Source organism: Paracoccus ferrooxidans (assembly GCF_029909815.1).
Classification (GTDB): Bacteria; Pseudomonadota; Alphaproteobacteria; order Rhodobacterales; family Rhodobacteraceae; genus Paracoccus; species Paracoccus versutus.
Map to the genome: position 1 here is coordinate 165532 of NZ_CP038202.1, position 20156 is coordinate 185687.

The following is a 20156-nucleotide window of genomic DNA, read 5'->3' on the forward strand; positions in this document are numbered from 1 at the left end:
CCCTCCGCTCAGACGCGCTCGATGATGGTGGCCGCGCCCATGCCGGACGCGATGCAGAGCGTGGCGAGGCCCACGGTCTTGTCCTGCCGCTCCAGCTCGTCGAGCAGCGTGCCGATGATGATGGCGCCGGTGGCGCCCAGCGGGTGGCCAAGGGCGATGGCGCCGCCGTTGACGTTGACCACGGCGGGATCGACCTGGAAGGCCTGCATGAAGCGCAGCACGACCGAGGCGAAGGCCTCGTTCACCTCAAAGAGGTCGATGTCGCTGATCGCCATTCCCGAATCGCGCAGGATCTTTTCCGTCACCGGCACCGGGCCGGTCAGCATGATGGTCGGGTCGGTGCCGATCTTGGCGGTGGCGCGGATGCGGGCGCGGGGCTTGAGCCCATGCGCCTTGCCGAATTCCGCATTGCCGATCAGCACCGCGGCGGCGCCGTCCACGATGCCCGAGCTGTTGCCGGCGTGGTGGATATGCTCGATGCGGTCCAGATGCGGGTATTTCAGCATCGCCACCTTGTCGAAGCCGGGCATGGACTCGCCCATCTCCTTGAAGCTGGCCTTCAGCTTGGCCAGATCCTCCAGCGTGGTGCCGGGGCGCATGTATTCGTCGCGGTCGAGGATGGTCAGGCCGTTCTGGTCCCTGACCGGCACGATGGACTTGGCGAAGCGGTTCTCTTGCCAGGCCAGGGCGGCGCGGCGCTGGCTCTCGACGGCAAGGGCATCGGCCTCTTCGCGGGTAAAGCCGTATTCGGTGGCGATGATGTCGGCGCTGATGCCCTGCGGGACGAAATAGGTCTTGAAGGTCAGGCTGGGGTCCACGGCGATGGCGGCGCCGTCGCTGCCCATGGCGACGCGGCCCATCATCTCGACGCCGCCGGCGATATAGGCGTCGCCTGCGCCGCCCCTGACCTGGTTCGCGGCCAGGTTCACCGCCTCCATGCCCGAGGCGCAGAAGCGGTTGATGGCCAGGCCGGGGATCGACTCGTCCAGGTCGGATTCCAGCACTGCCGAGCGGGCGAGGCAGCCGCCCTGTTCCTTGACCTGGGTGACATTGCCCCAGATCACGTCCTCGACGGCATGGCCCTCGAGCCCGTTGCGCTCCTTGACGGCATTCAGCAGCCGGGCGGAAAGCGCGACCGAGGTGACTTCGTGCAGGCTGCCGTCCGGGCGGCCCTTGCCGCGCGGGGTGCGGGCGGCGTCGTAGATATAGGCTTCGGTCATGCGTCCTCCTTCGCGGCCCGGTCCGCGGGATTGCCGGGCATCAGGTCATAGGGATGTTTCCAGCCGGGCAGGGCCTGGATGCGGTCCAGCCAGGCGTCGATCCGGGGCCATTCGGCGCGGTCGAAGCCGAAGGGCTCGGGGTAATAGAGATAGCTGCAACAGGACAGGTCGGCGATGGTGGGCCGGTCGCCCGCCAGCCAGTCGCGCCCGGCCAGGTGCCCGTCCAGCGTCTTCAGCGCCGCCCTGCAGCGCCCCTGCAGCCAGGCGATGACCTCGGCGGGGCGTTTCTCGGGCGGCAGGAAGTTCATCAGGAAGCGCAGCGTGCCGAATTGCGACGAGCCCTTGTGGTTGTCCCAGAACAGCCAGCGCAGGATCTCGCTCCGGTCGCTGTCCATGAAGCGCCCGGTCCTTTCGGCCAGGTGCAGCAGGATCACGCCCGACTGGGCCAGGGTCAGGCCGTCCTCGACGTAGACCGGCGCCTCGCCCATCTCGTTCAAGGCGCGATAGTCGGCGCCGCGCATGGCGCCGCCGAAGAAATCCACGAAGACCGGCTGCCAGGGATGACCGGTCAGCTGCATCATCAGCGCCACCTTGTAGGAATGGCCGGATTCTCCGAAGCAGTGAAGCTGGGCGGTCATGCTGTTTCCTTTCCTTCGACTTGGCGCCGGGCTTCCCGGTCGCATGGGTATTTTTACAACGAAGAAGACGCGCCTTAACCTTGTCTTAACCGCTCCCTGTGAAACTCGGCGGTGCGGTACAGGCTGGGGAGCCGATGACCGCCAACGGAGAAGTCGCCCCGGTCATTTGGCCAAAACCTGTCCCGCCTGAACCGCGGGGGTGGCCGGGGCGCAACCTGCCGATTTCTTCGTTGCCCAAATACCCATGCGACCTTGCCGCCAGGCGCCCCCCTTGCCCGTTTCAGAACCGCCCTGCATCCAGCGCCATCACCGGCTCGGCGCCCGAGCGGATGCGGGCCAGATGCGCCGCGGTCATCGGCAGCTGTCGCGCCATGTAATAGCGGCCGGTCGCCAGCTTGGTCTCGTGGAAGGCCGGATCCTCGGTGCCGCCATCCAGCGCCGCCTTGGCCGCAGCCGCCATCCGCGTCCACATCAGCCCCAGCGCCACATGGCCGAAGAGGTGCATGAAGTCGTAGGAGCCCGCCAGCGCCGCGTTCGGGTTCTTCATGCCCTGTTCCATGAAGAACATCGCCGCCGATTGCAGATCCTTCGAGGCCGCCTTCAGCGGCTCGCAGAAGCCGGCCTCCAGCGCCGCGTCGCCCTCATGCGCCTTGATCTCGGCCTTGACCAACTCGAAGAAGGCCATGACCGGCTTGCCGCCCTCGGCCGCGAGCTTGCGGCCGACGAGGTCCAGCGCCTGCACCCCGTTCGCGCCCTCGTAGATCATGGCGATGCGGGCGTCGCGGACGAATTGCGACATGCCCTGTTCCTCGATATAGCCGTGGCCGCCGAAGACCTGCTGGGCCTGCACCGCCGTCTCGAAGCCCTTGTCGGTCAGGAAGCCCTTGATCACCGGCGTCAGCAGCGAGACGAGGTCATGGGCCTCCTTGTCCTCGGCCAGCACCGCGCGGTCGATCAGATACGCGCCCCAGAAGGCCAGCGCGCGGGCGCCCTCGAGGAAGCTTTTCTGGTCCATCAGGTTGCGGCGGATGTCGGGATGCACGATCAGCGGATCGGCCGGACCCGCAGGGTTGGCATCGCCCGTCACCGCGCGGCCCTGCAGCCGGTCGCGGGCATAGGCGACGGCGTTCTGATAGGCGGCCTCGGCCACGGAATAGCCTTGCAGGCCGACGCCGATCCGGGCCTCGTTCATCATGGTGAACATGGCGCGCATGCCCTTGTGCAGCTCGCCCAGGAGCCAGCCTTTCGCGCCGTCATAGTTCATCACGCAGGTGGCATTGCCGTGGATGCCCATCTTTTCTTCCAGGTTGCCGACCGAGACGGCGTTCCTGTCGCCCAGGGAGCCGTCCTCGTCGACCAGGAATTTCGGCACGATGAAAAGCGAGATGCCCTTGGTGCCCTCGCCCCCGCCCGGCGCCTTGGCCAGGACCAGGTGGATCACGTTTTGCGACATGTCGTGGTCGCCGGCCGAGATGAAGATCTTCTGCCCGGTGATCAGGTAGCTGCCGTCCTGCTGCGGCTCGGCCCTGGTGCGCAGCAGGCCCAGGTCGGTGCCGGCATGGGGCTCGGTCAGGTTCATGGTGCCGGTCCATTCGCAGCTGACCATCTTCGGCAGGTAGGTGGCCTTCTGCTGTTCGGTGCCATGGGCGTGGATGGCGGAATAGGCGCCATGCGTCAGGCCCTGATACATGGTGAAGGCCATGTTCGAGGCCGAGAACATCTCGCCCGCCGCCAGGCCGATCACATAGGGCATGCCCTGGCCGCCGTATTCCGGGTCGCAGTCGAGCGCGGTCCAGCCGCCCTCGCGCATCTGTTCGAAGGCTTCCAGGAAGCCCCTGGGGGTATGGACCACGCCGTTTTCCAGCGTGCAGCCCTCGCGGTCGCCGACGGCGTTCAGCGGCGCCAGCACCTCGGAGGCGAGCTTGCCGGCCGCCTCCAGCACGGCCTGGGTGAAGTCGCGGTCAAGATCGCCGTAACCCGGCAGATCCTGGTTCGAGATGTCCAGCACGTCATGCAGCACGAATTGCATGTCGCGGATGGGCGCGGAATAGGTGGTCATCGGTCCTCCCGAAAGTTCGCCCTCAGGCGTCGGATTTCAGTCTTTGCAGAGCGGCCTCGCCCTCGGCGATCTGCTGGCGCAGCTCGGCGATGGCCTCGCCCAGTTCGCGGTGCTGCCGCTCCATGTCGGCAAGCCGGTCGCGGGCGGTGGCGAGCGTGGCTTCGGTTTGGGTGATGTTGCGTTCGGCCGGGTCGTAAAGCTCCAGCAATTGCCGGATCTGCTCCAGCGAGAAGCCGAAGCGCTTGCCGCGCAGGATCAGGGTCAGCCGGGCGCGGTCCGAGCGGCCGTAAAGCCGATGCTGGCCGCGGCGCTGCGGAAACAGCAATTCGCGGGATTCGTAGAATCGCAGCGTGCGCGGCGTGACGTCGAAGGCGTCGCACATCTGGCGGATGGTCAACAGCTCGTCGCCCATGGCCGATCCTCTCCCCTTGGCACATTCACTTGCCGGGGAATATAGGTCGAGTTGACGTGCGCGTAAGGGGGGACGTGGCGTCAGCGCCCGGCTCAGCCCCTTTTCGCCGTCCCGGCGCCGTTCTGGCCCGCCCCGTCCTGGCCCGCGCCATCCTGGCCCATGCCGTCCAGGATCGCGACGGTGTCGTTGCGCAGGGCCAGCAATTCGGTCATCGAGGCTTCGAGCTCGTCGCGCTGCTGGCGCAGCACCTCGAGCTGGCGGTCGGCCAGCTCGATCCAGACGCGATACTGCTCCTGCGTGCCCTTTTCGCCATAGATCAGCAGCCATTGCCGGATGTCCTCGAGCGAGAAGCCGAAGCGGCGGCCGCGCAGGATCAGCTTCATCCGGGCGATCTCGCGCGGGCCGTAGAAGCGCGAGCGGCCTTCCTTGCGGGGGCTGAGCAGCTCGATGTATTCGTAATAGCGCAGCGTCCGGGGCGTCACGTCGAACCGTGCGCACATTTCCTTGAAGCCAATGTATTCGCTATCGGACATCGGATGAACTCTATGCTGCGGTTGCGGCGCAGCCTAGCGCGGGGGCGGATCAAACTCAACCATTGGTCGGGCGGGCTTGCCTGCGGGTCGCGGGCTGCTACCATTGCCGCCTGCGAGCCAAGCAAGAGGCCAGGGGCATGAGCGAACCGTCGCCAGAGGACGAGCTTGAACAACGCCGGCGCATCGCGCGCCAGTTCATCGAGGTGATCCCCCATGCGCGGGCGCTTGGCATGCGGCTGGACCAGCTTTCCGCCGAGGGGGCCGAGATCTCGTTGCCCTGGCGCGAGGATCTGGTCGGCGATCCGCGCAGCGGGGTGATCCATGGCGGGGTGATCTCGGCCCTGATGGACACGTGCAGCGGCGCGGCGGTGATGGCGCATCCGACCGGGGCGCGCTCGACCGCGACCATCGACCTGCGCATCGACTACATGCGCGCGGCGACGCCCGGCCAGACCATCCGCGCCAAGGCAAGCTGCTATCACATCACCCGCTCGGTCGCCTTCGTGCGCGCCTGGGCGATGGATGACGACGAATCCCGCCCCGTGGCCTCGGCCACCGGCGCCTTTACCGTCGAGAGGTGACATGGCCCCGCGCAACGAACCCCTCGACGCCATCAAGTCGCGGCGCAACAACACGCTGAACGCGCTGGTTTCCAGCGTGCCCTATATCCGCTGGCTGGGCATCGGCTTCGACCGCCGCGGCGACGAACTGACCGCCGTGCTGCCCTTTGACGAGAAGCTGATCGGCAACCCGATGCTGCCGGCGATCCATGGCGGGGTGACGGCCGCCTTCCTGGAGGTCACGGCCATCGTCGAGCTGACCTGGACCGCGATCTGGGAAGACATGGAGCAGGGCCGCATCGCCCCCGACGCCGCCGTGCCCGAAAGCCTGCCGCGCCTGCCCAAGACCATCGACTTTACCGTGGACTACTTGCGCTCCGGCCTGCCGCGCGACGCCTATGCGCGGGCGCGGGTGGTGCGCTCGGGGCGGCGCTATGCCAGCGTGCATGTCGAGGCCTGGCAGGACCAGCGCCAGAAGCTGCTGGCCCAGGCGACCGGGCATTTCCTGATGCCGCAGGATGGCTGAGGAGCATGGCTGAGACGCTGGCCGGCCGGTCCGGGAACCGGGGGGCCGAGGCCGATCTCTCGCACCGCCGGGTGCTGGCCATCGCCCTGCCGGTGGTGCTGTCGAACGCGACCATCCCGATCCTGGGCACGGTGGATACCGGCGTCATCGGCCAGCTGGGCGAGGCCGCGCCCATCGGTGCGGTGGGGCTGGGCGCGGTGATCCTGACCTCGGTCTACTGGATCTTCGGCTTCCTGCGCATGGGCACCTCGGGGCTGGTGGCGCAGGCGCATGGCGCGGGCGACGATGGCGAATCCGGTGCGCATCTGCTGCGGGCGCTGGGGATCGGGCTGGCGGCGGGGCTGGTCTTCATCCTGGCGCAGGGGTTGCTGTTTGCCGGCGCCTTCCGGCTGGCGCCGGCCTCGGCCGAGGTCGAGGCGCTGGCCCGGCAATACCTGGCGCTGCGCATCTGGGGGGCGCCGGCGACCATCTCGCTTTACGCCGTCACCGGCTGGCTGATCGCCACCGAGCGGACGCGCCGGATCCTGGCGCTGCAATTGCTGATGAACGGGCTGAACATCGTCCTGGACCTGTGGTTCGTGCTGGGTCTGGGCTGGGGCGTGCGCGGCGTCGCGGGCGCGACGCTGATCGCGGAATGGTCCGGCCTGGCGCTGGGGCTGTGGTTCGCGCGCCATGCCCTGCGCGCTGCGATCCGGCGCGCCGGGCTGCTGGCGCGCGAACGGATCGAGGAACTGGCGCGGGTGAACGGCGACATCCTGATCCGGTCGGTGCTGCTGCAAGGGTCGTTCACCACCTTCATGTTCCTGGCCGCGGGGCAGGGCGACGTGACGCTGGCCGCCAACCAGGTGCTGCTGCAATTCCTGTCCATCGTCGCCTATGGGCTGGACGGTTTCGCCTTTGCCGCCGAATCGCTGGTCGGGCAGGCGGTGGGCGCGCGCCGGCCCGACCGGCTGCGGCAGGCGGCGCGGCTGACCTCGGCCTGGGGCGTTCTGGGCGCGGGGCTTTTGTCGGCGGTGTTCCTGCTGGGCGGGCCGGCGATCATCGACCTGCTGACCACCGCGCCCGAGGTGCGGGCCCAGGCGCGCGCGTTCCTGCCCTGGCTGGTCGCGGCGCCGCTGGTCGGCATCGCCTCGTGGATGCTGGACGGCATCTTCATCGGCGCCACCCGCACGCGCGAGATGCGCGACGCCATGCTGGTCGCGGTCGGGATCTATGCGGTGCTGGTGGCGGTGTTGCCGCCGATCTGGGGCAACCATGGGCTTTGGGCGGCGCTGATGGCGTTGAACGCGCTGCGCGGCCTGACCATGTGGCGGCTTTATCCCAGGGTCGTGGCGGCGGCGGGCTGAGATGCGGAACGCCCCGGAATCCGGGGCGTCGGCGTCTTGCGAAAGCTCAAAGCTCGTTGATGATCTGTTCGCGCGCGGTGACGCGCAGCTCGGCCATCTTGGCGCGGATGGTGTCCTCGTCGGCCTGGCCGGCCAGGTCGGCCGCCAGCTTGCGGAACACGTCCTCGTCGCCCGGCTCGTCGAAATCCGAGGTGACGACGGTCAGCGCATAGGCGCGGGCATCGTCGCCCGTCTTGCCCAGAAGGCCGGCCGCCCATTCGCCCAGCAGGCGGTTGCGCCGCGCTTCGGCCTTGAAGTTCAGTTCCGCATCATGGGCGAATTTCGCCTCATGCGCGCGCTCGCGGTCGTCAAAAGTGGTCATGGCGGCCTCCGGCTTGGGATTATCCCGTGGATATTGCGCAGGATATGCCCATGCGGGCGGGCCATCGCAAGCCCGTATTGCCCATGACCCCGTTTCTGGCCTATAGCCGCATAAAGATTGTCACCTTGCGGACGGGAGACGCGCAGCATGGCACCAAGGCGCAAGAAAATCTACGAAGGCAAGGCCAAGATCCTCTACGAGGGCACCGAGCCCGGCACGCTCATCCAGTATTTCAAGGATGACGCCACCGCCTTCAACGCCCAGAAGAAGGCCACGGTCGAGGGCAAGGGCGTGCTGAACAACCGCCTGTCCGAGTTCTTCATGACCGGGCTGACCAATATCGGCGTGCCGAACCACTTCATCCGCCGCATCAACATGCGCGAGCAGCTGGTGCGCCAGGTCGAGATCATCCCGCTGGAAGTGATCGTGCGTAATTTCGCCGCAGGCTCGATCTCGAAGCGCCTGGGCATGGAGGAGGGCACGCCGCTGCCGCGCCCCATCGTCGAATACAGCTTCAAGAACGACGAGCTGGGCGATCCCTTCGTGTCCGAGGAATACATCATCGCCTTCGGCTGGGCTTCGCAGCAGGACCTGGACGACATCGTGAGCCTGGCGCTGCGGGTGAACGATTTCCTGTCGGGCGTGTTCTTCGGCGTCGGCATCAAGCTGATCGACTTCAAGATCGAGGTCGGCCGCATCTGGGACGGCGATTTCATGCGCCTGGTGGTCGCCGACGAGATCAGCCCGGATTCATGCCGGCTCTGGGACGTGAAGACCGGGCAGAAGCTGGACAAGGACGTGTTCCGCCGCGACCTGGGCAGCCTGACCGATGCCTATACCGAGGTGGCGCGCCGGCTGGGCCTGATGCCCGCCAACACCACCTCGCTGACCAAACCCACCCTGATCAACTGAGAGGCCCTGCCGATGAAAGCCCGTGTCACCATCATGCTGAAGGATGGCGTTCTGGATCCCCAGGGCGAGGCGATCCGGCACGCGCTGGGGGGCCTGGGCTTTGCCGGCGTCTCGGGCGTGCGCCAGGGCAAGGTGATCGAGCTGGACCTGGCGGCATCCGATGCCGAGGCGGCGAAGGCCGAGGTCGCGCGCATGTGCGAGGGCCTGCTGGCCAATACCGTGATCGAGAAATACGCGGTCGAGATCGTCTGATCCGTTCGGGCCGGGGCTCTGCCCCGGACCCCGGGATATTTGGACACGAAAGAAGGGGCTTGGGGAGGGCGGCTTCGTGATCGACAAGCTCTCCATGTTCATGGCCCTGGCGCGCGAGAAGCATTTCGGCCGCGCCGCCGAATCGCTGGGCATCACCCAGCCCACCCTGTCATCGGCCATCCGGGCGCTGGAAGAGCAGCTGGGCGTGCAGCTGGTCCGGCGCGGTTCGCGTTTCCAGGGGCTGACGCCCGAGGGCGAGCGCGTGCTGGGCTGGGCGCGGCGCATCGTCGCCGATGCCCGCGCCATGCAGGCCGAGATGCAGGCGAGCCGCAAGGGCGTTTCCGGGCGGCTGCGCATCGGCGTCATCCCGACCGCAATGCCGCGAATCGCCGAGCTGACCGGGCCTTTCCTGCGCCGCCATCCCAATGCCGGGGTCTCGATCCTGTCGCGCAGCTCGGACGAGATCCGCGACCAGATCGAGGCGCTGGAGCTGGATGCCGGCGTCACCTACCTGGACAGCGAGCCGCTGGGCCGGGTGCAGAGCCTGCCGCTGTATCGCGAGACCTATTGCCTGATCGACCGCGGCGAGCTGGCCGGGCCGGCGGACTGGGCCGAGACCGCCACCCGGCCGCTATGCCTGCTGACCCCGGACATGCAGAACCGCCGCATCGTCACCCGGCACCTGGTCGAGGCCGGGGCGGATGCGCTGCCGCGGGTCGAATCGACCTCGATGCTGGCGATCCTGTCGCATGTGGCGACCGGCGACTGGGCTGCCATCCTGCCGCGGGCCCTGGCGCGCGGCCTGCCGCTGCCCGAGGGGGTGCGGGCGCGCGACCTGACCGGGAACGGGCATATGGTCGGGCTGGTCGTCGCCCGGCGCGAGCCGCATCCGCCGCTGGTCGAGGCGCTGATCCGCATCGTCTCGTCGATTGATACCTTCAATCAATAGACGATATATCACGATTGTTCTGTCTATCGTGGGGCTCTAGTCTGGGTAAAACAATTGAGCCCGGACCGACCCAGCCATGACTTCACCAGCGATCGACGCTGATTTCCTTTTGCGCCTTGACGAAATCATCGCCGCCCACAAGGGCCGCGAGGGGCCGCTTTTGCCCATCCTGCACGACATCCAGGCCGAATGGGGCCATGTCCCCGAGGAGGCGCAGCCGGTGCTGGCCGAGGCCCTGGGCATGACCCGCGCCGAGGTTCATGGCGTCGTCAGCTTCTATCACGATTTCCGCGACCATCCGCACGGCCGGCATGTGCTGCGGCTGTGCCGGGCCGAGGCCTGCCAGTCGATGGGCGCCGAGGCGTTGGCCGATGAGGTGCGCCAGGCGCTGGGGATCGACTGGCACCAGACCACGCCCGACGGGCGGCTGACGCTGGAGCCGGTGTTCTGCCTGGGGCTTTGCGCCTGCGCGCCCTCGGCCCAGATGGGCGACAGGCTGGTTGGCCGGGCGAACCTGGCCAAGGTGCGGAAACTGGTGGCCGAAGCGGGCATGGGGGCGGGCGCATGAGGGTCTGGGTTCCCCTGGATGCCGCCGCGCGGGCGCTGGGCGCCGACGAGGTGGCCGAGGCGCTGGGGCGCGAGTTCACCGTCACCCGCAACGGCACGCGCGGGATGATCTGGCTGGAGCCCCTGGTCGAGGTCGAGCGCGAGGGCGTGCGCCACGGCTATGGGCCGGTCGGGCCCGAGGACGCGGCCTCGGTCGCCGAGGCGATCCGCACCGGCGGCGATCATCCGCTGGCGCTGGGCCCGGTCGAGGATCTGCCCTGGATGAAGGCGCAGACCCGGTTGACCTTTGCCCGCGTCGGCGTGATCGACCCGCTGTCGGTCGAGGAATACGAGGCGCATGGCGGCTTGGCCGGCCTGCGCCGCGCCATCGGCATCGGGCCGGAACGGATCGTCGCGGAAGTCACCGAATCCGGGTTGCGCGGCCGGGGCGGCGCCGGTTTCCCGACCGGGATCAAGTGGAAGACCGTGGCTGGCGCCAAGGCGGCGCGGAAATACATCGTCTGCAATGCCGACGAGGGCGATTCGGGCAGCTTCGCCGACCGCATGCTGATGGAGGGCGATCCGCTGGTCCTGATCGAGGGCATGGCGATCGCCGGCATCGCCGTGGGCGCGGTGCAGGGCTATGTCTATATCCGCAGCGAATATCCCGACGCGATCCGGCTGATGGAGGCCGCCATCGGCAAGGCGCGGCAAGCCGGCATCCTGGGCCAGTCGGTGCTGGGATCAGACCATGCCTATGACATGGAGGTGCGGGTCGGCGCCGGCGCCTATGTCTGCGGCGAGGAAACCAGCCTGCTCAACAGCCTGGAGGGCAAGCGCGGCGTGGTGCGGGCCAAGCCGCCGATCCCGGCGCTGGAGGGCTTCCTGGGCCGGCCGACGGTGGTCAACAACGTGATCTCGCTGGCCTCGGTGCCCTGGATCCTGACCCATGGCGGGGCGGAATACGCGAAGCTGGGCATCGGGCGGTCCAAGGGCACGATCCCGATCCAGATCGCCGGGAACGTGAAATACGGCGGGCTGTTCGAGGCCGCCTTTGGCATGAGCCTGCGCCAGATCATCGAGGAGATCGGCGGCGGCACCGCCTCGGGCCGGCCGGTCAAGGCGGCGCAGGTGGGCGGGCCCTTGGGCTCCTATATCCCGCATTGGGATTTCGACGTCCCCTTCGGCTACGAGGAACTGGCGACGAAAGAGGGCCTGCTGGGCCATGCCGGCATCACCGTCTTCGACGACACGGCCGACATGCTGAAGCTGGCGCGCTTTGCCATGGAGTTCTGCGCCGTGGAAAGCTGCGGCAAATGCACGCCCTGCCGCATCGGCTCGATCCGGGGCGTCGAGACCATCGACCGCATCGCCCAGGGCGACGAGACGGGGATCCCGATCCTCACCGATCTTTGCAACACGATGAAATGGGGCTCGCTCTGCGCGCTGGGGGGCTTTGCGCCCTTCCCGGTCATGTCGGCGCTGACCCATTTCCCCGAGGATTTCAGCGGGCGCCGCGAGCCCCGCCCCATAACCAGGAGCCGGGAGGCCGCCGAATGAAGGATTTCATCATTCCCGACCGCGACATGGGCACCCCCGCGGTCAACTCCGACGTTACCGTGAACCTGCTGGTGGATGGTATCCCGGTCAGCGTTCCCGCCGGAACCAGCGTCATGCGCGCGGCCGCCGTGGCGGGGATCTCGGTGCCCAAGCTTTGCGCCACCGACCATCTTGCCGCCTTCGGCTCCTGCCGGCTTTGCGTGGTGCAGATCGAGGGGATGCGGGGCCTGCCGGCATCCTGCACGACTCCGGTGGCCGAGGGCATGGTGGTCCATACCCAGACCGACGAGGTGGCCCAGGTCCGCAAGGGGGTGATGGAGCTTTACATCAGCGACCATCCGCTGGACTGCCTGACCTGCGCCGCCAATGGCGATTGCGAGCTTCAGGACATGGCCGGCGCCGTCGGCCTGCGCGAGGTGCGCTATGAGCCGGGCAAGAACCATTTTGCCCGCCGCGACGCCGAGGGGCCGAACCCGGAATACCGGCCCAAGGACCAGTCGAACCCCTATTTCACCTTCGATCCGGCGAAATGCATCGTCTGCTCGCGCTGCGTGCGCGCCTGCGAGGAGGTGCAGGGCACCTTCGCGCTGACCATCGAGGGGCGGGGCTTCGACAGCCGCGTTTCCGCCGGCATGGCCTCGGACAGTTTCCTGTCGTCGGATTGCGTCAGCTGCGGCGCCTGCGTGCAGGTCTGCCCGACCGCGACGCTGATCGAGAACAGCGTGATCCAGATCGGCACCCCCGAGCATATCGTCAAGACGACCTGCGCCTATTGCGGCGTCGGCTGTTCCTTTGACGCGCATATGCGCGGCGAGGAAGTGGTGCGCATGGTGCCCAGCAAGGACGGCAAGGCCAACCACGGCCACAGCTGCGTCAAGGGCCGCTTTGCCTGGGGCTATGCCACGCATCGCGAACGCCAGACCCAGCCCATGGTGCGCGAACGGATCACCGATCCCTGGCGCGTGGTCAGCTGGGACGAGGCGCTGGATTTCGCCGCCACCCGGCTGCGCCAGGCGCAGGCGGATTTCGGGCGCGATTCCATCGGCGTCATCACCTCGTCGCGCTGCACCAACGAGGAAACCTATCTGGTGCAGAAGCTGGCGCGCGCGGTCTTTCACAACAACAACACCGACACCTGCGCCCGCGTCTGCCATTCGCCCACCGGCTACGGGCTGAAGACCACCTTCGGCACCTCGGCCGGCACGCATGACTTCGATTCGGTGGATGAGACCGACCTGGCGCTGGTCATCGGCGCCAACCCGACCGACGGGCACCCGGTCTTTGCCAGCCGGCTGCGCAAGCGGCTGCGCGAGGGGGCGGGGCTGATCGTGCTGGACCCGCGCCAGATCGACCTGCTCAAGACCCCGCATATGGGCGAGGGACTGCACCTGCCGCTGCGCCCCGGCACCAATGTCGCCATGCTGACCGCCATGGCGCATGTGATCGTGGCCGAAAAGCTTTATGACGAGGCCTTCATCCGCGAGCGCTGCGACTGGGACGAGTTCCTGGCCTATGCCGAATTCCTGCTGGATCCGCGCCATGCGCCCGAGGCGGTCGAGACGCCGGCCCGCGTCCCGGCCGAGTTGATCCGCAAGGCCGCCCGCGCCTATGCCGCCGCGCCCCGCGCCAGCATCTATTACGGCCTGGGCGTGACCGAGCATTCGCAGGGCTCGACCACCGTCATGGCCATCGCCAACCTGGCGATGCTGACCGGCAATATCGGCAAGCCCGGCACCGGCGTGAACCCGCTGCGCGGCCAGAACAACGTGCAGGGTTCCTGCGACATGGGCAGCTTCCCGCATGAATATCCGGGCTATCGCCATGTCTCGGACCCCGAGACGCGGGCGATCTACGAACGCGCCTGGGGCGTCGAGCTGTCGCCCGAACCGGGCCTGCGCATCCCCAACATGTTCGACGAGGCGCTGGCCGGCCGGTTCCGCGGGCTCTATTGCCAGGGCGAGGACATCGTGCAATCCGACCCCGACACCCGGCACGTCACCGCGGCGCTCGCGGCGATGGACATCGTCGTCGTGCAGGATCTGTTCCTGAACGAGACCTCGAACTACGCGCATGTCTTCCTGCCGGGGTCGAGCTTCCTGGAAAAGAACGGCACCTTCACCAATGCGGAACGCCGCATCAACATGGTCCGCCGCGCCATGACGCCCAAGAACGGCTACGAGGACTGGGAAGTCACCCAGATGCTGGCCAACCGCATGGGCGCCGCCTGGTCCTATGCGCACCCGCGCGAGATCATGGCCGAGATCGCGCTGACCACCCCCAGCTTCGCCGGCGTCAGCTACGACCTCCTGGAGCGCGAGGGCTCGGTGCAATGGCCCTGCAACGACAAGGCGCCGCTGGGCACGCCGGTCATGCATATCGACGGCTTCGTGCGCGGCCGGGGCAAGTTCGTCCATACCGAATATGTGGCGACCGAGGAACGCACCGGGGCGCGCTTCCCGCTGTTGCTGACCACCGGGCGGATCCTGTCGCAATACAACGTCGGCGCCCAGACCCGGCGGACCGAGAACGTGGTCTGGCACCCCGAGGATATCCTGGAGATCCATCCCTCGGACGCCGAGAACCGCGGCATCCGCGAAGGCGACTGGGTGCGCGTGGCCTCGCGTTCGGGCGACACGACGCTGCGCGCGCATATCACCGAGCGGGTGGCGCCGGGCGTGGTCTATACGACCTTCCATCACCCGACGACTCAGGCCAATGTGGTGACGACGGACAATTCCGACTGGGCCACCAACTGCCCCGAGTTCAAGGTGACGGCCGTGCAGGTCAGCCCCTCGAACGGCCCCTCGGAATGGCAAGAGGAGTATCGCCATCATTCCGACCTCGCCCGCCGCATCCTGCCCACCGCTGCCGAGTGACGGCATGCGGGACGTGAAGGCCGGCGTGCTGCGCTGGGACGGCGAAGGCCAGGGCGGCGGCTGGCGGCCCATCGAGCCGCCCCCGGCGCCGCAGGAATGCCCGGTGGCCATTGTCATCGACGGCATGAGCCAGGCGGTGCTGATGGCGACGCCGCATGACCTGCGCGACTTTGCCCTGGGCTTCGCCCTGACCGAGGGGCTGGTCGCCGCGCCCGAGGATGTCGAGGGCTTCGAGGAGGCCGAGGTTTCCGCCGGCGGCTTTCCCGCGCGCGAGGCGCGGCTCTGGCTGCGCCCCGGCCTGGCCGCCCGGCTGGCCGAGCGGCGGCGCAGCATGATCGGCCCGGTGGGCTGCGGGCTGTGCGGCGTCGACAGCATCGAGGCGGCGCTGCCCCGGATCGTGCCGGTCGCCTCGGACTGGTCCATGCCGCCCGCGGACGTGGCCCGCGCCATGGCCGCGCTGACCCAGGGCCAGGTCTTGCGGCACCGGACCCCCGCCATCCACGGCGCCGCCTTCTGGGACGGTGCCCATGGCCTGACGCGCGAGGATGTCGGGCGGCACAATGCGCTGGACAAGCTGGCGGGCGCGCTGGCGCTTGCCGGACTGGCGGCCGGGCAGGGCGCCATCGTCATGTCCTCGCGCCTGTCGGTCGACCTGGTGCAGAAGGCCGCCCGCATCGGCGCGCCCATCCTGATCGGCGCCAGCGCACCGACGGCCCTGGCGCTGGAATGGGCCGAGCGCGCCGGCATCACCCTGATCGCCCGCGCCAGGGGCGCGAGCTTCGATCTTTACACCCATCCCCGGCGCATTGCCGGAAGCTGAGGCGACATGTCCCACGACCATTCGAAACTGATCCGCATGGCCAGCCAGATGGCGCAATTCTTCGGCACCCAGCCCGACCGGCCGGCGCCCGAGGCGGTGGCCGCGCATATCAACGAATCCTGGACGCCGCGGATGCGGCAGGATTTCGTGGACCAGATCCGCGCCGGGGCCGAGGCCGATCCCGTCGTGCGCGAGGCGGCCGCCTTCGTCCGCCTGCCGGCCGCCTGATTTTGCCCCTGCCACCCCGTTTGGCGTCGTGATAGCGTGGCGGCATGGCACAGCTACCTTCCCGGCAAGAGATTCTCGACTGGGTGTCCGCCCACCCGGACGCCACCGCGAAACGCGACATCGCGAAAGCCTTCGGCATCAAGGGTGCCGAGCGCATCGAGCTGAAGCGGCTGCTGAAGGAGCTGGAATCCGAGGGGCTGCTGGAACGCCGCCGCCGCCATTACCACGATGCCGAGCGGCTGCCGCCGGTCACGGTGCTGCAACTGCTGCCGCCGGACCGCGACGGCGACATCTTCGCCAAGCCGCTGGAATGGCAGGGCGAGGGGCCGATGCCGCGCATCCTCTATGCGGCGCTGAAATCCGACCCGGCGGTGGCGCCGGGCGAGCGCATCCTGGCCCGGCTGATCGAGACGCGGGGCGAGGATCACGACTACCAGGCCCGGCTGATCCGCCGCATCGGCACGGTGCAGCACCGCATCGTCGGCATCTTCCGCGCCGCGGCCGGCGGGTCCGAGGCGGGCGGCCGCATCCTGCCCATCGACAAGGGCCAGGACAAGGAATGGCAGGTCCGCCCCGGCGACGTGCATGGCGCGAAAAGCGGCGAGCTGGTCGAGGCCGAGCAGGTCGGCCCCCGCGGCCGCATCGGCCTGCCCGTGGCGCGGATCGTCGAGCGGCTGGGCGACCCGTCGGCGCCCAGGGCCGTCAGCCTGATCGCCATCCACCAGCACGGCATCCCCGACGATTTCCCCGACGAGGCGATCGCCGAGGCCGATGCCGCCCGCCCGGCGACGATGAAGGGGCGCGAGGATCTGCGCCCCCTGCCCTTCATCACCATCGATCCCTCGGACGCGCGCGACCGCGACGATGCCGTGGCGGCCGAGACGCATGAGGACGGCGGCGCCACGGTCTGGGTCGCCATCGCCGACGTGGCGCATTACGTCCGCCCCGGCTCGGCGCTGGACCGCGAGGCGAGGAACCGTGGCAATTCCACCTATTTTCCCGACCGGGTGGTGCCGATGCTGCCCGACATCCTGTCGAGCGACCTCTGCTCGCTGCACCAGGGCGTGGACCGGCCGGTCATCGCAGTCAGGATGCGGCTGGACGCGCAGGGCAACAAGACCGGCCACAGCTTCTACCGCGGCATGATCCGCTCGGCCGCGAGCCTGGCCTATGAACAGGCGCAGGCGGCGGCCGACGGCAGCCCGGACGACCAGACCGCGCCGCTGCTCGACGCCGTGATCCACCCGCTCTGGCACGCCTACGGGCTGCTCAAGGCCGCGCGGCAGCGCCGCCAGCCGCTGGAACTGGACCTGCCCGAGCGCCGTATCGAGCTGACCCCCGACGGTCGGGTGAAATCGGTGAACTTCCGCGAACGCTACGACGCGCACCGGCTGATCGAGGAATTCATGGTGCTGGCCAATGTCGCTGCGGCCGAGGAACTGGAACGCCTGCGCCGTCCGCTGCTCTACCGCGTCCACGAGGAGCCGACGGTGGAAAAGCTCGACGCGCTGCGCGAGGTGGCCGAGGCCTCGGGCTTCACCCTGGCCAAGGGGCAGGTGCTGCAGACCCGGCACCTGAACCGTCTGCTGGAACAGGCCGAGGGCTCGGAATTCGACGAGCTGATCAACATGACGGCGCTGCGCTCGATGCAGCAGGCCTATTACAACCCCGAGAATTTCGGCCATTTCGGGCTGGCGCTGCGCTCTTACGCGCATTTCACCTCGCCGATCCGGCGCTATTCCGACCTGATCGTGCATCGTGCGCTGATCATGGGGCATGGATGGGGCGATGACGGGCTGTCGGCGCATGACATCGAGACGCTTTCGGAAACCGCCCAGCATATCTCGGAAACCGAGCGCCGCTCGATGGCGGCGGAACGCGACACCACCGACCGCTATCTCGCCGCCTATCTGGCCGACCGGGTGGGGGCCGAGTTCACCGGCCGCATCAGCGGCGTGCAGCGTTTCGGCGCCTTCGTGCGGCTGGACGAGACCGGGGCGGACGGGCTCTTGCCGATCCGCGAGATCGGCCGGGAATATTTCCACTACGACCCCGAGGCGCAGGTGCTGATGGGCTCCGAGACCGGGCTCGAGATCGGCATCGGCCAGCGCGTGACCGTCCGCCTGACCGAGGCGGTGCCGCTGACCGGCGGGCTGATGCTGGAACTGCTGGAACTCGAAGGCCGGCCGCTGCCGCAAGGCTCGGGCGGCGGGCGCGGCAAGAGACCGATGCGCAAGCGCGCCACCCAGGCCCGGCTGGCCGAGATCAAGCGCGCGCAAAAGCGGCGGCGGGTTCGGCGGCAGGGCTGAAGAAGGGGGCTTTGCCCCCGCGCGTTCCGCGCTCCCCCAGGATATTTGGACACGAAAGAAGCGACGTGGCGACTCCGCCGGCTTCTTTCGTGTCCAAATATCCTGCGGGGGAGTCGGCCGCAGGCCGACGGGGGCGCAAAGCCCCCTTGCGGCGCCGGTGCAAGCGAAAAGGCGGCCCCTTGGACCGCCTCTCCTGCATCGCCTGGATCCTGGCTCTCAGCCGATGGCGGCGGCGCGGACGTCGTCGTCGATCTTGTCGGCATATTGCGCGAAATTGTCGCTGAACATGCCGACCAGCTTGCGGGCCTGGGCGTCATAGGCGGCGCCGTCCGCCCAGGTCTGCCGCGGGTCGAGCAGCTTGTCCTCGACGCCGGGAACCGAAACCGGAACCTCGAAGCCGAAATTCGGATCCTTGCGGAACTCGACCTGGTTCAGCGAGCCGTCCAGCGCCGCGGTCAGCAGGGCGCGGGTCGCCTTGATCGGCATGCGCTTGCCGGTGCCGAAGGCGCCGCCGGTCCAGCCGGTGTTGACCAGCCAGCAGGCCGCGCCGGTCTTGGCGATCTTTTCCTGCAGGAGCTTGCCATAAACTTCCGGCCGCCGCGGCATGAAAGGGGCGCCGAAGCAGGTCGAGAAGGTGGGCGTCGGCTCGGTCACGCCGACCTCGGTCCCCGGCGTCTTGGAGGTGAAGCCCGACAGGAAGTGATACATCGCCTGCGCCGGGGTCAGCCGTGCGATCGGCGGCAGCACGCCATAGGCGTCGCAGGTCAGCATGATCACGTTCCTGGGCTGGCCGCCCAGCGAGGTTTCCGACGCGTTCGAGATCTGCTCCAGCGGATAGGCGCAGCGCATGTTGTCGGTCAGCGAGTTGTCCTCGAAGTCCAGCTCCAGCGTGTCGGGGTCGTAGACCATGTTCTCGACCACGGTGCCGAACTTGAAGCAGGTGGCGTAGATTTCCGGCTCGGCCTCGGCCGAGAGGTTGATGGTCTTGGCGTAGCAGCCGCCCTCGAAGTTGAAGATGCCGTGGTCCGACCAGCCATGCTCGTCATCGCCGATCAGCGTGCGCGAGGGATCGGCCGAAAGCGTGGTCTTGCCGGTGCCCGACAGGCCGAAGAAGATCGCCGAATCGTCGGGATTGCCGATGGCGTGGTTGGCCGAGCAATGCATCGGCATCACGCCCTTTTCCGGCAGGATGTAGTTCAGCAGCGTGAAGACCGATTTCTTGTTCTCGCCGGCATAGGCGGTATTGCCGATCAGGATCAGCTTCTTCTCGAAGTTGAGCGCGATCACCGTTTCCGAGCGGCAGCCATGTTTCGCCGGGTCGGCTTTGAACGAGGGGCAGTTGATGATGGTGAAATCCGGCACGAAGCCGGCCAGTTCGGCCGCTTCCGGGCGGCGCAGCAGGTGGCGGATGAAAAGCCCGTGCCAGGCCAGTTCGGTCACGACCCGGACGTCGAGGCGCAGGGCAGGATCCGCGCCGCCGTAGAGGTCTTGCACGAAATAGTCCTTGCCCTTCATGTGCTCCAGCATGTCGGCATGGAGCCGGTCGAAGGCCTCGGGCTCCATCGGGCGGTTGTTTTCCCACCAGATGCTGTCTTCCACCGACGCCGTGCGCACCACATGCTTGTCCTTGGGCGAGCGGCCGGTATGGGCGCCGGTCGAGACCAGGAAGGTGCCGCCCAGGCCCAGCTTGCCTTCGCCGCGCTGGATCGCCGCCTCGACCAGCGCCGGCTCCAGCAGGTTGTAGTGGACATTGCCGAGCCCCGTGATCCCCTGGTCTTCGAGACGGCAATTCGGATTGACGCGCGGTTCGGTCATGGCACCTTTGCTCCTGCTGATAGTCCGGGCCGGCAGCGGCCGTTGCGCGTCCTATAACACGGCATTTCCCCGGCGAAAGCGCACATATGGGCAGGGTTAGCGCAATCAGACACGGTTAGCGCAATCATTTGTCGGATCGTGGTCTTGGCTTCGGGAAAACGTCACAAAGGCCCTTGGTCCGGCGTAGGGGTCCGGGGCGATTCGCGCCGCGGCAAGAGGCAAGGGGAAGGAAGC

19 protein-coding genes are annotated in these 20156 nt (G+C 68.1%); 12 read left to right on the top strand and 7 right to left on the bottom strand.

Features of this window, described 5'->3' with window-relative positions; genetic code table 11:
* Positions 1 to 8: 8 nt before the first annotated feature.
* From E3U26_RS17875 to E3U26_RS17895, 5 genes are all read right to left on the bottom strand, one after another.
* Positions 9 to 1220 (bottom strand): acetyl-CoA C-acetyltransferase, encoded by a 1212-nt coding sequence (locus tag E3U26_RS17875; protein ID WP_114537667.1) that lies wholly within the window; start codon positions 1218 to 1220, stop codon positions 9 to 11.
* Complete coding sequence (locus E3U26_RS17880; protein ID WP_499107066.1) at positions 1217 to 1858, bottom strand: glutathione S-transferase family protein; 642 nt, start codon at positions 1856 to 1858, stop codon at positions 1217 to 1219. Before E3U26_RS17880 ends, E3U26_RS17875 begins: the two co-directional genes overlap by 4 nt.
* Positions 1859 to 2138: 280 nt before the next feature.
* A complete protein-coding gene (locus E3U26_RS17885; RefSeq protein WP_499107068.1) occupies positions 2139 to 3917 on the bottom strand; it encodes an acyl-CoA dehydrogenase family protein in 1779 nt (592 codons plus the stop codon).
* A gap of 22 nt (positions 3918 to 3939) precedes the next feature.
* Entirely contained in the window at positions 3940 to 4329 is a 390-nt protein-coding gene (locus E3U26_RS17890) for a MerR family transcriptional regulator (RefSeq protein WP_036756222.1), read from the bottom strand.
* A gap of 92 nt (positions 4330 to 4421) precedes the next feature.
* Positions 4422 to 4862 (bottom strand): MerR family transcriptional regulator, encoded by a 441-nt coding sequence (locus tag E3U26_RS17895; protein WP_036756220.1) that lies wholly within the window; start codon positions 4860 to 4862, stop codon positions 4422 to 4424.
* A 137-nt stretch (positions 4863 to 4999) separates the two neighbouring features.
* Between E3U26_RS17895 and E3U26_RS17900 the strand changes: the two genes are divergently transcribed.
* Genes E3U26_RS17900 through E3U26_RS17910 form a run of 3 tightly spaced genes read left to right on the top strand, consistent with a single transcriptional unit; the run spans position 5000 to position 7294 of the window.
* A complete protein-coding gene (locus tag E3U26_RS17900) occupies positions 5000 to 5443 on the top strand; it encodes a PaaI family thioesterase (RefSeq protein ID WP_036756218.1) in 444 nt (147 codons plus the stop codon).
* Position 5444: 1 nt separating this feature from the next.
* On the top strand, positions 5445 to 5948 hold the full coding sequence (locus E3U26_RS17905) for a PaaI family thioesterase (RefSeq protein WP_116220475.1): 504 nt from the start codon (positions 5445 to 5447) through the stop codon (positions 5946 to 5948).
* Positions 5949 to 5953: 5 nt separating this feature from the next.
* Positions 5954 to 7294 carry an MATE family efflux transporter gene (locus tag E3U26_RS17910; RefSeq protein WP_499107069.1) on the top strand — a complete coding sequence of 447 codons (1341 nt, stop codon included), beginning with the start codon at positions 5954 to 5956 and terminating at the stop codon, positions 7292 to 7294.
* Between the two features lie 46 nt (positions 7295 to 7340).
* On the opposite strand, the gene E3U26_RS17915 is transcribed toward E3U26_RS17910, so the two are convergent.
* Positions 7341 to 7655, bottom strand: coding sequence for a DUF1476 domain-containing protein (locus E3U26_RS17915; protein WP_036756212.1), 315 nt, complete (start codon positions 7653 to 7655; stop codon positions 7341 to 7343).
* 147 nt (positions 7656 to 7802) lie between these two features.
* Here E3U26_RS17915 and purC point away from each other — a divergent pair, with 147 nt between their 5' ends.
* The 9 genes from purC to rnr all read left to right on the top strand — a co-directional run bounded on the left by purC (position 7803) and on the right by rnr (position 18107).
* Positions 7803 to 8567 carry a phosphoribosylaminoimidazolesuccinocarboxamide synthase gene (gene purC / locus E3U26_RS17920; protein ID WP_024843654.1) on the top strand — a complete coding sequence of 255 codons (765 nt, stop codon included), beginning with the start codon at positions 7803 to 7805 and terminating at the stop codon, positions 8565 to 8567.
* Between the two features lie 12 nt (positions 8568 to 8579).
* Entirely contained in the window at positions 8580 to 8819 is a 240-nt protein-coding gene (purS, locus tag E3U26_RS17925; protein WP_024843653.1) for a phosphoribosylformylglycinamidine synthase subunit PurS, read from the top strand.
* 76 nt (positions 8820 to 8895) lie between these two features.
* A complete protein-coding gene (locus E3U26_RS17930; RefSeq protein WP_036756288.1) occupies positions 8896 to 9768 on the top strand; it encodes a LysR family transcriptional regulator in 873 nt (290 codons plus the stop codon).
* Between the two features lie 76 nt (positions 9769 to 9844).
* Positions 9845 to 10336, top strand: coding sequence for a formate dehydrogenase subunit gamma (locus E3U26_RS17935; RefSeq protein ID WP_036756210.1), 492 nt, complete (start codon positions 9845 to 9847; stop codon positions 10334 to 10336).
* Positions 10333 to 11874: a formate dehydrogenase beta subunit gene (locus tag E3U26_RS17940; protein WP_499107070.1), complete on the top strand. Its 1542-nt coding sequence runs from the start codon at positions 10333 to 10335 to the stop codon at positions 11872 to 11874. Before E3U26_RS17935 ends, E3U26_RS17940 begins: the two co-directional genes overlap by 4 nt.
* Complete coding sequence (gene fdhF, locus E3U26_RS17945; protein WP_499107071.1) at positions 11871 to 14750, top strand: molybdopterin oxidoreductase family protein; 2880 nt, start codon at positions 11871 to 11873, stop codon at positions 14748 to 14750. Before E3U26_RS17940 ends, fdhF begins: the two co-directional genes overlap by 4 nt.
* Positions 14751 to 14754: 4 nt before the next feature.
* Positions 14755 to 15570 (top strand): formate dehydrogenase accessory sulfurtransferase FdhD, encoded by an 816-nt coding sequence (gene fdhD / locus E3U26_RS17950; protein ID WP_449045511.1) that lies wholly within the window; start codon positions 14755 to 14757, stop codon positions 15568 to 15570.
* A gap of 6 nt (positions 15571 to 15576) precedes the next feature.
* Entirely contained in the window at positions 15577 to 15798 is a 222-nt protein-coding gene (locus tag E3U26_RS17955) for a formate dehydrogenase subunit delta (RefSeq protein WP_036756200.1), read from the top strand.
* Positions 15799 to 15842: 44 nt separating this feature from the next.
* Complete coding sequence (gene rnr / locus E3U26_RS17960) at positions 15843 to 18107, top strand: ribonuclease R family protein (RefSeq protein WP_499107073.1); 2265 nt, start codon at positions 15843 to 15845, stop codon at positions 18105 to 18107.
* A 216-nt stretch (positions 18108 to 18323) separates the two neighbouring features.
* On the opposite strand, the gene E3U26_RS17965 is transcribed toward rnr, so the two are convergent.
* On the bottom strand, positions 18324 to 19922 hold the full coding sequence (locus E3U26_RS17965; RefSeq protein WP_036756195.1) for a phosphoenolpyruvate carboxykinase: 1599 nt from the start codon (positions 19920 to 19922) through the stop codon (positions 18324 to 18326).
* Positions 19923 to 20156: the final 234 nt, after the last annotated feature.

Bases quoted from the DNA above. Each gene is read 5' to 3' on its own strand.
- E3U26_RS17875 (WP_114537667.1), bottom strand. From the start codon at position 1,220: ATGACCGAAGCCTATATCTACGACGCCGCCCGCACCCCGCGCGGCAAG.
- E3U26_RS17880 (WP_499107066.1), bottom strand. From the start codon at position 1,858: ATGACCGCCCAGCTTCACTGCTTCGGAGAATCCGGCCATTCCTACAAG.
- E3U26_RS17885 (WP_499107068.1), bottom strand. From the start codon at position 3,917: ATGACCACCTATTCCGCGCCCATCCGCGACATGCAATTCGTGCTGCAT.
- E3U26_RS17890 (WP_036756222.1), bottom strand. From the start codon at position 4,329: ATGGGCGACGAGCTGTTGACCATCCGCCAGATGTGCGACGCCTTCGAC.
- E3U26_RS17895 (WP_036756220.1), bottom strand. From the start codon at position 4,862: ATGTCCGATAGCGAATACATTGGCTTCAAGGAAATGTGCGCACGGTTC.
- E3U26_RS17900 (WP_036756218.1), top strand. From the start codon at position 5,000: ATGAGCGAACCGTCGCCAGAGGACGAGCTTGAACAACGCCGGCGCATC.
- E3U26_RS17905 (WP_116220475.1), top strand. From the start codon at position 5,445: ATGGCCCCGCGCAACGAACCCCTCGACGCCATCAAGTCGCGGCGCAAC.
- E3U26_RS17910 (WP_499107069.1), top strand. From the start codon at position 5,954: ATGGCTGAGACGCTGGCCGGCCGGTCCGGGAACCGGGGGGCCGAGGCC.
- E3U26_RS17915 (WP_036756212.1), bottom strand. From the start codon at position 7,655: ATGACCACTTTTGACGACCGCGAGCGCGCGCATGAGGCGAAATTCGCC.
- purC (WP_024843654.1), top strand. From the start codon at position 7,803: ATGGCACCAAGGCGCAAGAAAATCTACGAAGGCAAGGCCAAGATCCTC.
- purS (WP_024843653.1), top strand. From the start codon at position 8,580: ATGAAAGCCCGTGTCACCATCATGCTGAAGGATGGCGTTCTGGATCCC.
- E3U26_RS17935 (WP_036756210.1), top strand. From the start codon at position 9,845: ATGACTTCACCAGCGATCGACGCTGATTTCCTTTTGCGCCTTGACGAA.
- E3U26_RS17940 (WP_499107070.1), top strand. From the start codon at position 10,333: ATGAGGGTCTGGGTTCCCCTGGATGCCGCCGCGCGGGCGCTGGGCGCC.
- fdhF (WP_499107071.1), top strand. From the start codon at position 11,871: ATGAAGGATTTCATCATTCCCGACCGCGACATGGGCACCCCCGCGGTC.
- fdhD (WP_449045511.1), top strand. From the start codon at position 14,755: ATGCGGGACGTGAAGGCCGGCGTGCTGCGCTGGGACGGCGAAGGCCAG.
- E3U26_RS17955 (WP_036756200.1), top strand. From the start codon at position 15,577: ATGTCCCACGACCATTCGAAACTGATCCGCATGGCCAGCCAGATGGCG.
- rnr (WP_499107073.1), top strand. From the start codon at position 15,843: ATGGCACAGCTACCTTCCCGGCAAGAGATTCTCGACTGGGTGTCCGCC.
- E3U26_RS17965 (WP_036756195.1), bottom strand. From the start codon at position 19,922: ATGACCGAACCGCGCGTCAATCCGAATTGCCGTCTCGAAGACCAGGGG.